The organism is Alcaligenes sp. WGS1538, assembly GCF_043187505.1.
Classification (GTDB): Bacteria; Pseudomonadota; Gammaproteobacteria; order Burkholderiales; family Burkholderiaceae_B; genus Alcaligenes.
This window is the reverse complement of sequence record NZ_CP171109.1, coordinates 2963674-2976820: the sequence shown is the minus strand read 5'-3', so window position 1 is coordinate 2976820 and position 13147 is coordinate 2963674. Positions and strand designations below refer to the sequence as shown.

The following is a 13147-nucleotide window of genomic DNA, read 5'->3' as shown; positions in this document are numbered from 1 at the left end:
CTCATGCCAGAAAGGTCGGCCACAGAGGGAACACCAGTCCCAGGCCCTTGATGAATGCCAGCCAGACGAACAGCACCAGGAAGATGGCGGCGCCCAGCGCGACAGGCCAGCTGAATTCATGGCTGGCAAAGCTGCTCAGCACCACCAGCAGGAAGATGGAGATGTACACGCCCAGGTAGTTCAGGGCGGCGCCGCAGATCACGACGGCCCCGATGATCACGATGGCGATCTTCCAGTCGAATTTCTCGACTTCGGTTTCCTCGGCCTTGGGCGACATGGCGCCCAGCGCGACGATGGCCCCCAGCACGCTCAGGCATACGCCCAGCCAGAAGGGAAAGTAGCCTGGGCCCATGCGGGCGGCCGTTCCCATGGAATAACTGGTTGCCCCCAAGGCAAAGCCGGCGCCCAGCACCACGAACATGATGCCGGACCAGAAGTCCTGTTTATTTCTGAGTTGCATAGGGTGGATTCTCCTTGTCTGCTTTGAGCATGTTGTTCCTCATTTCCTGTGTCTGTCTCTTTATGTTGGAGCCCGGCTTCACCCCCCTGGCAATGCCGGTTCCATTCTGCAGGGGTGACGCATGGTAATGGAGGGCTCGGGGGCTGAAAACCCCAGCTAGCGCTTAGTTTTTAGGGGTTTTCCCGTAAAATTTTCAAATCTAGGGGTTTTCCGGAGCGCTGGACGCCGATAATCAGGCGCCTTGAAAGAAGTTTGAAAGGTAATGGAAAGAAGGGTGAAAGGTTATGATTGGTATGAAATTCCCTCTACCCACTAACGCCGCCTATGGTTTACGATAACGCCCATGTTGCAAGATCTCGATTTTCTCGCTGACCGCATCGGTCAACTGGTTGAGCAGTCGCGCCAGCTACAGGCTGAGCGCTCTGCCTTGTTGGCTCGCCTGAAGAATCAGGAGGCGGAGCTGGAAGCGCTGCGCCAGCAGAATCAGCGCCAGAAGGACGAATTCGAATCCCTGTCCAGCGGCGTGGCTTCGCATCAGCGTCAGCTGGATCTGGTGCAGCAGCAGGCGCAAGCCGAGCAGCGCGAACTCAAAAGCCTGCTGGAGCAGGAACAGGCCCGCGTGCAGGCGCTGCGCCGGGAGCTGGACAGCGCCCAGGCGGGACTGGGCGTCCTGCGCGAAGTGGCCGAGCAGGCCCGCAACCAGGTCGGCTCCATCCTCATGCGACTGCCCGGCGCCGTACAGGAGTAAGTCATGGAACGAGTCGATATCTCCATCCTGGGCCGGGATTATTCCCTGGCATGCCCGCCTTCGGAAAAAGCCAAGCTGCTCGATGCGGTCAAGCTGGTGGATCAGCGCATGCAATCCATCAAGGGATCCGGCCGCATTTCCGGCAACGAACGCATTGCCGTCATGGCCGCCATCCAGATCGCCAGCGAGCTTTTGTCCGCCAAGGCGCCTGATGGTCCGCTCGCCAATGTTGCTTTTGGCGATTTCAAGCGTAAAATTGAAGACATGCACGGCATGATAGACCAGTTGCTCGGTCCATCCGCTACGCCGCGCTAGCCCGAATTTGAAGGCGGCTTGCTCGCAGTTTCCGGCAAGCCGCTTTTCATACCAGTAAGTCCCTGCCGTGTTCGTGACACGACCATACATTCCTTGAACCAATGCTTATGGCACTCAGGTTGTTGGATTGGCCAGTAGGAGCGATCGTCCTCGTCGATGAACCCGAAGCTGGCCTGATGACAGCCGATCTTGGACCTCCGGTTCCAGGATGCCGGTCTAGACGGCAATGGCGGGGCACCTACCACGAAAAAGCCACCCCTGCGGGTGGCTTTTTCGTATCTTTCAGGACCTCTAGGTATGCTGGATCCGACGGCGCCCGGCCACTGCGAACAGGATCAGGCCCGCGACGATCATGGGTACCGACAGCCATTGTCCCATGGACAAGCCTGCGCTCAGCAGCCCCAGGAAGCCGTCGGGTTCGCGGGTGAATTCCACGCCGAAGCGGAACACGCCGTAGCCGATCAGGAACAGGGCGCTGGCCTGCCCGACCGGACGGGGCCGGCGCGAGAACCACCACAGCAGCAGAAACAGGACGATGCCTTCCAGCGCCATTTCGTAGAGCTGGGAGGGATGACGCGGCGTTGCATCCACCTGGGGGAACACCATGGCCCAGGGTACGTCGCTGGGACGACCCCACAATTCGCCATTGATGAAATTGCCCAGCCGGCCCACAGCCAGGCCCAGCGGGATCAGGGGGGCCAGGAAATCGCTGACTTCCAGGAAACGGCGCTGGCGCAAGCGCGCAAACAGGGCAATGGCCAGCAGCACGCCGATCAGTCCGCCGTGAAAGGACATGCCGCCGTTCCAGACATACAGGATCTCCAGCGGATGGGACAGATAATACGAAGGCTGATAGAACAGGGTATAGCCCAGCCGCCCGCCGGCCACCACGCCAAAGACGCAATAGAAGATCAGGTCTTCCAGGTCCTTGCGGCTGAGCGCGGTCTGGCCGGCGTGGATGCGAGCCGTTCCCACCAGCCACACCAGGCCGAAACCGATCAGGTACATCAGGCCATACCAATGGATCGCCACGGGGCCGATCTGTATGGCGATAGGATCAAACTGCGGGTGTATCAACATGCTTGCCCACTACAGAGGTGAATGTCAGATAATAGCTCGAATGCGGCCCACTGCCGGGCCTCGGTAAATTGTAAGGGAAGGATGATGACGCGCTCCGCTTCTTGGGCATCCTGTTTACCATTGGTAGTGCTTTGTTCACTGGCCGGCTTTAATCCTAGCGTAAAGGCTGATACGGTATCAGTTACAGCCCTGTTGCAGACGCAATGCCTGTCCTGTCACCAGGTGGACAGGAAACGGGTCGGACCCCCATTCCAGGAAATCGCCCAGCGCTATGCGCAGGGCGACCGGCAGGCCGCCGCGGCGTATCTGGAAAGACAGATCCGCCAGGGTAGCCGGGGCAACTGGGGAGCCATACCCATGCCTGCGCAGAACAGGGTCAGCGTCGAACAGGCGCGGGCCATCGCGGCCTGGTTGCTGGAACTGGCCGACACGTCAACGAAGGAGTCTCCATGAAAGAAACAGCCGTTTTAGGTGGTGGATGTTTTTGGTGCACGGAAGGGGTCTTTCAGGCGCTGCGAGGCGTCGAGTCCGTCGTTCCGGGGTACTGTGGCGGTCATGTGGACGAGCCCACGTACGAGCAGGTTTGCAGCAAGCAGACGGGGCATATCGAAGTGGTGCGCGTGGAGTTCGATCCCGAGGTCATTTCTTTCCGGGATTTGCTGAACGTCTTTTTCCTGACGCACGACCCCACCACGCCCGACCGTCAGGGCGCCGATGTCGGTCCGCAGTATGCTTCGGCCATATTCTGCCAGAACGAGGAGCAGCGTCGGCTGGCCTTCGAGGTCATCGAGGAACTGCAGGCCGAATTCGACCAGCCCATCGTCACGCATGTCCTGGACAGTTCCACATTCTGGCCGGCGGAAAGCTACCACCATAATTATTTCGCGCGCAATCCCAACCAGGGCTACTGCCAGATGGTCATCGCGCCCAAGCTGCACAAATTCCGCCAGCGCTTTCAGGCGCTGCTCGAATGAACGGCTCGACAGGAGCCGCCTGCGCTCAACTGCCGGCGCCGGCCAGGTAGCGCCGGTACAGGGGCGTGCCCGGCAGGGTCAGGCGCGCCATCAGGCCCACGACCAGCAGCGTCAGCACGATGCGGCCGGCCACGACGATCCAGATATTGGCGCCCAGCGCCATGATCAGCAGCGTGTCCTCGATCAGGGAGTGGCACAAGGACAACCATGACAGGGCCAGCAAGCGCGTGCGCGGGCTGTAGTTCTGCTGTCGCGATTCGTCGATGATCAGTGCGCCGCCGTAACTTAGACCCAGCAGTACGCCTACCGTGGTGGTGGGGGCGACGCGCTCCTCCAGTCCCGAGAAGCGCAGCAGCGGCAACAGCAGGCGGGTCAGCACCCGCGTGAAGCCGATCTTCTCCAGTACGGAGAGCGCGATCAACAGGCCTAGTATGATCAGCCAGGTCATCAGCAAGGAGCCGGCCGTGCCCAGCAGCCAATCTTTCCACCCTTCCCAGCCGCCCTGGCTGGCGCTGGCCTGGCCGTACAGCCAGCTCAGGGAAACGGGTTCCTGAAGCAGCCCGGCGGCGGGCAGAAGCCAGGCCAGCAGCGCGGCGTAGAGAACGGCGCACCCCAGGCGCAGGCCGGCGGTGAGCCAGAAGCTGGCGCCCGCCTTGCGTACGATGGCCTGTTCCATCGGCATGTTGTGAGCCAGCAGCATCATGCTGCCCAATATGCTGATCTGGGCGGCGTTCAGGCTCAGGCTGTCGCCCAGGGCGGCCAGAGAGCCTATGCCTGCGTAAATGCCAGCCAACGCCGTGGTCGCCCAGACGATGCCCGCCTCGGGCGGCAGGCCCACCAGGGCCATCAAGGGGCCGATGAATCGGCCGACCATGTCTACCAGCCCCAGTTGAGCGGCGACCCGCACGATTATCATGACGGGCAGCATGATGCGGGCGACCGTGTAGAACATGCGCATGCTGCGCAGCAGGGTGGTATGTAGGTAATTGAGCATGGAGGCGGACTGCAGAGGGGGCTTTTCGCAGATGCTAGCACAGAGCGCCGGGCCACCGTGCGCGCGCCGCGGACGGCCTTTCGGAATGTGTGGTTCTTGCAATGAAAAACCGCCCCGGGCGGGGCGGTGATCCTGTGTTCATCGACCGGAGCAATGGCCGCCGCTGGCGGCCTGGCCGCTGCCCAGGGCGATGGGCGGCGGTTCGGGGCGATAAGGGCGCGGCTGCAGGCTGTCCAGGGCGACCAGCAGGACGACGAGCAGCCAGAACACGCTGGTGATCAGGCGGAAGGAGGTTTTGCTCATGGGGTGCCTCTCAGGGATTGACGCGGCGTCGGATGCGCACGCCCAGGATGGAACCGGCGAAGGCCAGGGCGAACCAGACCCAGCCATGCAGGCTGGCCGAGGCGATGCCGCCCAGGAAGGCGCCGACGTTGCAGCCGAAAGCCATGCGCGCGCTGTAGCCCATGACCAGGCCGGCCGCGGCGCCAACCCACAGGGTGCGTGCGGCCGGAGCCTTGAATTCGGCTGGGTGGTTCCAGCGGGAGGCCGCCATGGCGCCCAGGATCAGACCGAAGTTGGTCACCGAGGTCACGTCGGCAAGTACGGGCTCGGCCAGGCGCTGGGCATGTGGGGCCACGCCCCAGAAGGCGTCGCCGGCCGGCGACCAGCCCAATGCGGAAAATACCTTGGCGCCCCATAGCCCGATGCCGTAGACGATGCCCCAGGGCTGCCCGGCGACCACCATGTGGATCAGGTAGAGCACGGCCAGCAGCAAGGCGCCCATCCACCAGCGCATGGCCCACTTGGCGGGCGTGACGCCATTTTTCTGCTGGTGGCGGCGTGCGCCGCGGCCGACCAGCCAAGCCACGGCGGCGCAGCCGGCCACCGTCAGCAGCAGGGCGGTGGGCCAGCCCAGGGTCTGGTTCAGGTCCACTGCGGGCAGCCCCCCCAGCGCGATCCAGGCGGGCTGGTGCGAAGCGCCGAAAAAGCTGCCTATGGCGAAGGCGGGCAGCACGGCAAAGGAAATGGGAGCCCCGGCGCCGGCTTTGTACAGTGTGCCCGAGCCGCAGCCGTCGGCCAGCTGCATGGCGGCGCCGAACAGGAAGGCGCCCAGCACCAGGCTCAAGGTCAGCGGCGCGACAGCGCCGACCAGCTCGCCGCCGCTGTCCGCGATCAATGGCAGCGTGAATGCCGCCGCCAGAACCAGCAGCAGCATCTGGGCCCAGATGCCTTGCGGGTCGCGCCGTTCTATATAGTTGCGCCACCCCGTGGTGAAGCCGAAGCGCGCGCCTTGGAGCACGGCGCCAAAACCGATGCCCAGCAGGGCCAGCAGTCCCTGGCGCAGCCCGCCGACCAGGGTCACGCCCAGGATCAATGCGAGGCCGGCCAGGACGAAGCCCGATCGTGTCAGAAAAAGCATGATGAAAATACGTAAAGAGTGCAGTGGGCCGGGATCAGTTGAAGGCGCGCTGGGCGTCCAGCTTCAGGACCTGGAAACGCGAGGGCTGATTGTCCATGGGCAGCTCTCTGCGGCTCCATTCGACTACGGATTCGGGATACAACTGCACGTTGGGATTGCCGGCCAGTTCGGACAACACGAACCAGTTGGTGGAGGCCCAATGTCCCGTGTTGCAGAACGAGACCGTGGGTTTGTCGTCCAGGCCCTGTTCCTTGACCAGCTTCAGGATTTCGCTCTTGTCCTTCAGGGTTGGCTTGTCGCTGTTGAAGAAGGTGTTGAAGTCCAGTTCGCGCGCGCCGGGCAGGGTGCCGTAGCGAGCGGCGGCATCGACGCGTTTTTCGCCTTTGAAGAAAGGCGTTGGACGGGCGTCCAGCAGGACGGGAGCCTGGCCGGACTTGATGTAGTCGGCGACTTCCTGCGTGCTGGCCACCATGTCCTGGTTATAGGTGTAGGTGAACTGGGTCGGCGCGACCTCGGGGGCTTCCGTGCTGAGAGCCTGCCCTTCGGATTGCCAGGCTTGCAGGCCGCCGTCCAGGATGGACAGCTGCGTCAGGCCGCCGGCCTTGAGCGTCCAGTAGACGCGCGCCGCGGCGCCAAAATCGGTGGGATTGGCGCCGGCGTAGGTGACGACGACATAACTATCCTTGCTGATGCCCGCCTTGCTGAACAAGGCGGACAGATCGGCCTCGGGCCGCAGCGCGCCGGCATTGTCGGCCGGCCCTCGGTAGGCGCCATAAGGAGTGTTGACGGCGCCGGGCACGTGGCCGGCCTGATACTCCTGCGGGGAGCGTATGTCCAGGATGCGCAGATCTGCTTTGTCCAGATGCGCGGCCAGGTCCTTGGCCGAGATCAAGGGTTGGCCCACCGTGCTGGGTGAGGCTTGCGAGGGGCTGGCCGCCTGGGCGGACACCGGCGCGACGGCCAATGGACTGAACGCCAGGGCCAGGGAGATGATGATGGGCTTGATCATTATTACTCTCGATAGTAAGCGGGGTGCTAAGCATGGTTTTAATTACATAAGACGATGGTAATAAAGACGGCCAGAGAGAATAACGATGTTTTCGGGATTAGCTTATTTCCTTAAGGATTAAACAAAGGCGGCCGCTGCATCTACTCGGCCGCCATCCCCGTTCGCGGTCCATTGTCGACTTAGCTCTTCTATATATAGAGCAGGCATGGGAGTAAGTTATGCATCTGTACCCGCCGGTCTTGTCGCACTCACTCTATATATAGAAGGTAGGTAGGTAGGTAGGTAGGTAGGTAGGTAGGTAGGTAGGTAGGTAGGTAGGTAGGTAGCGGATCAGTTGCCGCAAGGAAAGCGCCGTCTTAGTTACATATATTTATGTTCTTGAAGTTTCAATAGAATCAGCGGCTTGCGTTTGAATGGTCATGTCGAGGCCGGAAACTACGTGGAAAACGTGAACTAAGGCTTGCCATTCGAGAAAACACCGTGCTATAGTTTCTTTCTTGCTGCAGCGAACGGGGGTTTCCCTAAGCGAAGCGGCAAGCGGTTCAGTCTGTTTTCACCGCCTTGGCCCAGAGGCCCGCACCGAAAGCGTTCGAGCTGAAGCAGAAAAGAAAACTTGCACGGATTTAAATTCTTGTGTTATAGTTTGAAGTTCTGCAAACGAGACGGCAATGTTAAGTGCTCAGGATTGAGGATTTACCATTGCGGCTTGTGAAGCGGTTCAGGCAGTAGCGGGGCGGTTCGCTCCGGTCGGGCAGGAAGCGGTTTGAAGGAAATGGACTTCAAACGAACTTCAAAAAAATGCTTGACACGCTGCACGAAGCACTTCATAATCTCGTTTCTCTGCTGCTCCAACAGCAACGCTGATTCAGCGACGCCAAGGCAGCCGGGACGACAGGCAACTGTCACTGCTCTTTAACAATTAACAGCCGATAAGTGTGGGCGCTTGGCATGAGCGGGCCGAATCCCTTAATGGGAATCGCCACAAGTTTGTATCAAGTGCTCACAGACGAAAAATGAAGATTTACCTTGTGTAAACTCTGAATTTTTCTTTGAGACACAATCGGTCTCGTCGCAAGACGGGACAACCACAGAGATTAAACTGAAGAGTTTGATCCTGGCTCAGATTGAACGCTAGCGGGATGCTTTACACATGCAAGTCGAACGGCAGCGCGAGAGAGCTTGCTCTCTTGGCGGCGAGTGGCGGACGGGTGAGTAATGTATCGGAACGTGCCCAGTAGCGGGGGATAACTACTCGAAAGAGTAGCTAATACCGCATACGCCCTACGGGGGAAAGGGGGGGATCGCAAGACCTCTCACTATTGGAGCGGCCGATATCGGATTAGCTAGTTGGTGGGGTAAAGGCCTACCAAGGCGACGATCCGTAGCTGGTTTGAGAGGACGACCAGCCACACTGGGACTGAGACACGGCCCAGACTCCTACGGGAGGCAGCAGTGGGGAATTTTGGACAATGGGGGAAACCCTGATCCAGCCATCCCGCGTGTATGATGAAGGCCTTCGGGTTGTAAAGTACTTTTGGCAGAGAAGAAAAGGCGCCCTCTAATACAGGGCGCTGCTGACGGTATCTGCAGAATAAGCACCGGCTAACTACGTGCCAGCAGCCGCGGTAATACGTAGGGTGCAAGCGTTAATCGGAATTACTGGGCGTAAAGCGTGTGTAGGCGGTTCGGAAAGAAAGATGTGAAATCCCAGGGCTCAACCTTGGAACTGCATTTTTAACTGCCGAGCTAGAGTATGTCAGAGGGGGGTAGAATTCCACGTGTAGCAGTGAAATGCGTAGAGATGTGGAGGAATACCGATGGCGAAGGCAGCCCCCTGGGATAATACTGACGCTCAGACACGAAAGCGTGGGGAGCAAACAGGATTAGATACCCTGGTAGTCCACGCCCTAAACGATGTCAACTAGCTGTTGGGGCCGTTAGGCTTCAGTAGCGCAGCTAACGCGTGAAGTTGACCGCCTGGGGAGTACGGTCGCAAGATTAAAACTCAAAGGAATTGACGGGGACCCGCACAAGCGGTGGATGATGTGGATTAATTCGATGCAACGCGAAAAACCTTACCTACCCTTGACATGTCTGGAAAGCCGAAGAGATTTGGCCGTGCTCGCAAGAGAACCGGAACACAGGTGCTGCATGGCTGTCGTCAGCTCGTGTCGTGAGATGTTGGGTTAAGTCCCGCAACGAGCGCAACCCTTGTCATTAGTTGCTACGCAAGAGCACTCTAATGAGACTGCCGGTGACAAACCGGAGGAAGGTGGGGATGACGTCAAGTCCTCATGGCCCTTATGGGTAGGGCTTCACACGTCATACAATGGTCGGGACAGAGGGTCGCCAACCCGCGAGGGGGAGCTAATCTCAGAAACCCGATCGTAGTCCGGATCGCAGTCTGCAACTCGACTGCGTGAAGTCGGAATCGCTAGTAATCGCGGATCAGAATGTCGCGGTGAATACGTTCCCGGGTCTTGTACACACCGCCCGTCACACCATGGGAGTGGGTTTCACCAGAAGTAGGTAGCCTAACCGCAAGGAGGGCGCTTACCACGGTGGGATTCATGACTGGGGTGAAGTCGTAACAAGGTAGCCGTATCGGAAGGTGCGGCTGGATCACCTCCTTTCAGAGCGAAGGGCTCGCAAAGCGAAAGCGTCCACACTTATTGGCTGTTAGTTAGGTCATGACCATAGGGTATCGCCCACTGGTGACAGATGGGTCAGTAGCTCAGTCGGTTAGAGCACCGTCTTGATAAGGCGGGGGTCGTTGGTTCGATTCCAACTTGACCCACCACGATTACCTCGGGGGATTAGCTCAGCTGGGAGAGCACCTGCTTTGCAAGCAGGGGGTCGTCGGTTCGATCCCGTCATCCTCCACCACCGCCTGCTGCAGGCGGTGCGGCGACACAGTACTGGACGTCATGACATGAGCGGGGCAGGCCCGGATGTACTCCGGGCGCAGCGCGAGATTCAACGAAGAGCGTTCTTTTGCAAGAGCGCTGCTCGTTGGGTTAGCCAACCCACGATCTGCTCTTTAACAATCTGGAAGAAGCACAACGAAGGTGTGTTGTCTGATACGCATCGACTCTTTGGAGGCGGTGTAGACAATGCACGGGTTGTGATTGCAACACGAACAATTTATGTTCAACAAGTTCTCAAAAATATAGACGTTGTCCCTTCCTCGGATGGGATGACAGCTAAGGATTGATGAACGGCAACAACGTATACTCATCGGTTCTATAGCCGTAAGCGTTATAGGATCAAGCGAATAAGTGCATATGATGGATGCCTTGGCGATCACAGGCGATGAAGGACGCGGTAGCCTGCGAAAAGCTACGGGGAGCTGGCAAACAAGCTTTGAGCCGTAGATGTCCGAATGGGGAAACCCACCGCAGCAATGCGGTATCCCACACTGAATACATAGGTGTGTGGAGGCGAACCGAGTGAACTGAACCATCTCAGTAACTCGAGGAAAAGAAATCAACCGAGATTCCGGAAGTAGTGGCGAGCGAAACCGGAGCAGCCTGGACGTTTTAGCGTCTTGGATAGTCGAATGGAATGGAAAGTCCAGCCGTAGCAGGTGATAGCCCTGTAGACGAAATCCAGGACGTGGAACTCAGCGTCGAACAAGTAGGGCGGGACACGTGAAATCCTGTCTGAATATGGGGGGACCATCCTCCAAGGCTAAATACTCGTGATCGACCGATAGTGAACCAGTACCGTGAGGGAAAGGCGAAAAGAACCCCGGAAGGGGAGTGAAATAGATCCTGAAATCATATGCATACAAACAGTAGGAGCCCTTTCGGGGGTGACTGCGTACCTTTTGTATAATGGGTCAGCGACTTACATTCAGTGGCAAGCTTAACCGAATAGGGGAGGCGTAGCGAAAGCGAGTCCGAATAGGGCGATTCAGTCGCTGGGTGTAGACCCGAAACCAGGCGATCTATCCATGGCCAGGTTGAAGGCACGGTAACACGTGCTGGAGGACCGAACCCACTAATGTTGAAAAATTAGGGGATGAGCTGTGGATCGGAGTGAAAGGCTAAACAAGCCTGGAGATAGCTGGTTCTCTCCGAAAACTATTTAGGTAGTGCCTCACGTATTACTGTCGGGGGTAGAGCACTGTTATGGCTAGGGGGTCACAGCGACTTACCAAACCATGGCAAACTCCGAATACCGACAAGTACAGCGTGGGAGACAGAGCACCGGGTGCTAACGTCCGGACTCAAGAGGGAAACAACCCAGACCGCCAGCTAAGGTCCCTAACTATGGCTAAGTGGGAAACGAAGTGGGAAGGCATAGACAGTCAGGAGGTTGGCTTAGAAGCAGCCATCCTTTAAAGAAAGCGTAATAGCTCACTGATCGAGTCGTCCTGCGCGGAAGATGTAACGGGGCTAAGCCATAGACCGAAGCTGCGGATGTGTACTATGTACACATGGTAGGAGAGCGTTCCGTAAGCCTGTGAAGGTGTCCTGTGAGGGATGCTGGAGGTATCGGAAGTGAGAATGCTGACATGAGTAGCGATAAAGGGGGTGAAAAGCCCCCTCGCCGTAAGTCCAAGGTTTCCTGCGCAACGTTCATCGGCGCAGGGTGAGTCGGCCCCTAAGGCGAGGCAGAGATGCGTAGCTGATGGGAAGCGGGTTAATATTCCCGCACCGTCGTAGAGTGCGATGGGGGGACGGATTGCAGAAGGTCATCGGGGTGTTGGATGTCCCCGTTGGCGCATCGTAGAAGGCACTTAGGCAAATCCGGGTGCGTAATTCAAGGGTGTGACTGAATAGAGCTTCGGCTCTAAACTGACTGGAAGCAGTTCCAAGAAAAGCCTCTAAGCTTCAGCTCTACGAGACCGTACCGCAAACCGACACAGGTGGACGGGATGAATATTCCAAGGCGCTTGAGAGAACTCAGGAGAAGGAACTCGGCAAATTGATACCGTAACTTCGGGAGAAGGTATGCCTCTGTAGTGTGAAGTGCCTGCGCACGGAGCATGACGAGGCCGCAGTGAATCGGTGGCTGCGACTGTTTACTAAAAACACAGCACTCTGCAAACACGAAAGTGGACGTATAGGGTGTGACGCCTGCCCGGTGCCGGAAGGTTAAGTGATGGGGTGCAAGCTCTTGATCGAAGCCCCGGTAAACGGCGGCCGTAACTATAACGGTCCTAAGGTAGCGAAATTCCTTGTCGGGTAAGTTCCGACCTGCACGAATGGCGTAACGATGGCCACACTGTCTCCTCCTGAGACTCAGCGAAGTTGACATGGTTGTGATGATGCAATCTCCCCGCGGCTAGACGGAAAGACCCCATGAACCTTTACTGTAGCTTTGCATTGGACTGTGAACCGGCCTGTGTAGGATAGGTGGGAGACGTTGAAGCGTGGTCGCCAGATCGCGTGGAGTCATCCTTGAAATACCACCCTGGTCTGTTTGCGGTTCTAACCTAGGTCCCTTATCGGGATCGGGGACCGTGCATGGTGGGCAGTTTGACTGGGGCGGTCTCCTCCCAAAGTGTAACGGAGGAGTTCGAAGGTACGCTAGGAACGGTCGGAAATCGTTCTGATAGTGCAATGGCATAAGCGTGCTTGACTGTGAGACTGACAAGTCGAACAGGTACGAAAGTAGGACATAGTGATCCGGTGGTTCTGTATGGAAGGGCCATCGCTCAACGGATAAAAGGTACTCTGGGGATAACAGGCTGATACCGCCCAAGAGTTCATATCGACGGCGGTGTTTGGCACCTCGATGTCGGCTCATCTCATCCTGGGGCTGTAGCCGGTCCCAAGGGTATGGCTGTTCGCCATTTAAAGAGGTACGTGAGCTGGGTTTAAAACGTCGTGAGACAGTTTGGTCCCTATCTGCCGTGGGCGTTGGATACTTGACGGAGCCTGCTCCTAGTACGAGAGGACCGGAGTGGACGTACCACTGGTGTATCGGTTGTCATGCCAATGGCATTGCCGAGTAGCTACGTACGGAAGAGATAACCGCTGAAGGCATCTAAGCGGGAAACTCGTCTGAAGATTAGGTATCCCGGGGGCTTGACCCCCCTGTAGGGTCGTCCGAGACCAGGACGTTGATAGGCTGGGTGTGGAAGTGCAGTAATGCATGTAGCTAACCAGTACTAATTGCCCGTGTGGCTTGATCCTA

The 13147-nt window shown here is 58.2% G+C and carries 10 protein-coding genes, 2 tRNA genes, 2 rRNA genes and 1 other RNA gene; 9 read left to right on the top strand and 6 right to left on the bottom strand.

Features of this window, described 5'->3' with window-relative positions; translation table 11 throughout:
- Position 1: 1 nt before the first annotated feature.
- Positions 2–460: a tripartite tricarboxylate transporter TctB family protein gene (locus ACF3ND_RS13860; protein ID WP_394061379.1), complete on the bottom strand. Its 459-nt coding sequence runs from the start codon at positions 458–460 to the stop codon at positions 2–4.
- A gap of 343 nt (positions 461–803) precedes the next feature.
- Between ACF3ND_RS13860 and ACF3ND_RS13855 the strand changes: the two genes are divergently transcribed.
- The 3 genes from ACF3ND_RS13855 to ssrS all read left to right on the top strand — a co-directional run bounded on the left by ACF3ND_RS13855 (position 804) and on the right by ssrS (position 1763).
- On the top strand, positions 804–1208 hold the full coding sequence (locus ACF3ND_RS13855) for a hypothetical protein (protein WP_394061377.1): 405 nt from the start codon (positions 804–806) through the stop codon (positions 1206–1208).
- A 3-nt stretch (positions 1209–1211) separates the two neighbouring features.
- The gene (locus ACF3ND_RS13850) at positions 1212–1523 is read left to right on the top strand and encodes a cell division protein ZapA (RefSeq protein ID WP_394061375.1); all 312 of its coding nucleotides are present in this window, start codon (positions 1212–1214) and stop codon (positions 1521–1523) included.
- A gap of 56 nt (positions 1524–1579) precedes the next feature.
- Positions 1580–1763, top strand: a non-coding RNA gene (gene ssrS, locus ACF3ND_RS13845) — 6S RNA.
- 51 nt (positions 1764–1814) lie between these two features.
- Here the strand turns inward: ssrS and lgt are convergent.
- The gene (gene lgt / locus ACF3ND_RS13840; RefSeq protein ID WP_394061373.1) at positions 1815–2603 is read right to left on the bottom strand and encodes a prolipoprotein diacylglyceryl transferase; all 789 of its coding nucleotides are present in this window, start codon (positions 2601–2603) and stop codon (positions 1815–1817) included.
- Positions 2604–2684: 81 nt separating this feature from the next.
- Here lgt and ACF3ND_RS13835 point away from each other — a divergent pair, with 81 nt between their 5' ends.
- Together ACF3ND_RS13835 and msrA are read left to right on the top strand one after the other, a co-directional pair.
- Positions 2685–3056 carry a c-type cytochrome gene (locus ACF3ND_RS13835; protein ID WP_394061371.1) on the top strand — a complete coding sequence of 124 codons (372 nt, stop codon included), beginning with the start codon at positions 2685–2687 and terminating at the stop codon, positions 3054–3056.
- Entirely contained in the window at positions 3053–3577 is a 525-nt protein-coding gene (gene msrA / locus ACF3ND_RS13830) for a peptide-methionine (S)-S-oxide reductase MsrA (RefSeq protein WP_394061369.1), read from the top strand. The genes ACF3ND_RS13835 and msrA overlap by 4 nt, the downstream gene beginning before the upstream one ends.
- Before the next feature lie 25 nt (positions 3578–3602).
- Here msrA and ACF3ND_RS13825 read toward each other — a convergent pair whose 3' ends face one another.
- The 4 genes from ACF3ND_RS13825 to ACF3ND_RS13810 all read right to left on the bottom strand — a co-directional run bounded on the left by ACF3ND_RS13825 (position 3603) and on the right by ACF3ND_RS13810 (position 7000).
- Positions 3603–4571 (bottom strand): nucleoside recognition domain-containing protein, encoded by a 969-nt coding sequence (locus tag ACF3ND_RS13825; protein WP_394061367.1) that lies wholly within the window; start codon positions 4569–4571, stop codon positions 3603–3605.
- Positions 4572–4709: 138 nt separating this feature from the next.
- Positions 4710–4874, bottom strand: a complete 165-nt coding sequence (locus ACF3ND_RS13820; RefSeq protein ID WP_394061365.1) for a hypothetical protein — start codon at positions 4872–4874, stop codon at positions 4710–4712.
- A gap of 10 nt (positions 4875–4884) precedes the next feature.
- Entirely contained in the window at positions 4885–5991 is a 1107-nt protein-coding gene (locus ACF3ND_RS13815) for a YeeE/YedE family protein (RefSeq protein ID WP_394061363.1), read from the bottom strand.
- Between the two features lie 34 nt (positions 5992–6025).
- Positions 6026–7000, bottom strand: coding sequence for a sulfurtransferase (locus ACF3ND_RS13810; protein WP_394061361.1), 975 nt, complete (start codon positions 6998–7000; stop codon positions 6026–6028).
- A 1096-nt stretch (positions 7001–8096) separates the two neighbouring features.
- Here ACF3ND_RS13810 and ACF3ND_RS13805 point away from each other — a divergent pair.
- The 4 genes from ACF3ND_RS13805 to ACF3ND_RS13790 all read left to right on the top strand — a co-directional run bounded on the left by ACF3ND_RS13805 (position 8097) and on the right by ACF3ND_RS13790 (position 13146).
- A 16S ribosomal RNA gene (locus tag ACF3ND_RS13805) occupies positions 8097–9633 on the top strand.
- 90 nt (positions 9634–9723) lie between these two features.
- Positions 9724–9800, top strand: a tRNA-Ile gene (locus ACF3ND_RS13800).
- Between the two features lie 10 nt (positions 9801–9810).
- Positions 9811–9886: transfer RNA gene (locus tag ACF3ND_RS13795), tRNA-Ala, on the top strand.
- A gap of 378 nt (positions 9887–10264) precedes the next feature.
- Positions 10265–13146 (top strand): 23S ribosomal RNA (locus ACF3ND_RS13790).
- The 16S and 23S rRNA genes sit together here with 2 tRNA genes alongside, the layout of an rRNA operon.
- Position 13147 lies beyond the last annotated feature (1 nt).

What these genes read in the sequence shown, in the direction of transcription:
- ACF3ND_RS13860 (WP_394061379.1), bottom strand. Translation starts at nt 460, where the DNA reads ATGCAACTCAGAAATAAACAGGACTTCTGGTCCGGCATCATGTTCGTG.
- ACF3ND_RS13855 (WP_394061377.1), top strand. Translation starts at nt 804, where the DNA reads ATGTTGCAAGATCTCGATTTTCTCGCTGACCGCATCGGTCAACTGGTT.
- ACF3ND_RS13850 (WP_394061375.1), top strand. Translation starts at nt 1,212, where the DNA reads ATGGAACGAGTCGATATCTCCATCCTGGGCCGGGATTATTCCCTGGCA.
- lgt (WP_394061373.1), bottom strand. Translation starts at nt 2,603, where the DNA reads ATGTTGATACACCCGCAGTTTGATCCTATCGCCATACAGATCGGCCCC.
- ACF3ND_RS13835 (WP_394061371.1), top strand. Translation starts at nt 2,685, where the DNA reads ATGATGACGCGCTCCGCTTCTTGGGCATCCTGTTTACCATTGGTAGTG.
- msrA (WP_394061369.1), top strand. Translation starts at nt 3,053, where the DNA reads ATGAAAGAAACAGCCGTTTTAGGTGGTGGATGTTTTTGGTGCACGGAA.
- ACF3ND_RS13825 (WP_394061367.1), bottom strand. Translation starts at nt 4,571, where the DNA reads ATGCTCAATTACCTACATACCACCCTGCTGCGCAGCATGCGCATGTTC.
- ACF3ND_RS13820 (WP_394061365.1), bottom strand. Translation starts at nt 4,874, where the DNA reads ATGAGCAAAACCTCCTTCCGCCTGATCACCAGCGTGTTCTGGCTGCTC.
- ACF3ND_RS13815 (WP_394061363.1), bottom strand. Translation starts at nt 5,991, where the DNA reads ATGCTTTTTCTGACACGATCGGGCTTCGTCCTGGCCGGCCTCGCATTG.
- ACF3ND_RS13810 (WP_394061361.1), bottom strand. Translation starts at nt 7,000, where the DNA reads ATGATCAAGCCCATCATCATCTCCCTGGCCCTGGCGTTCAGTCCATTG.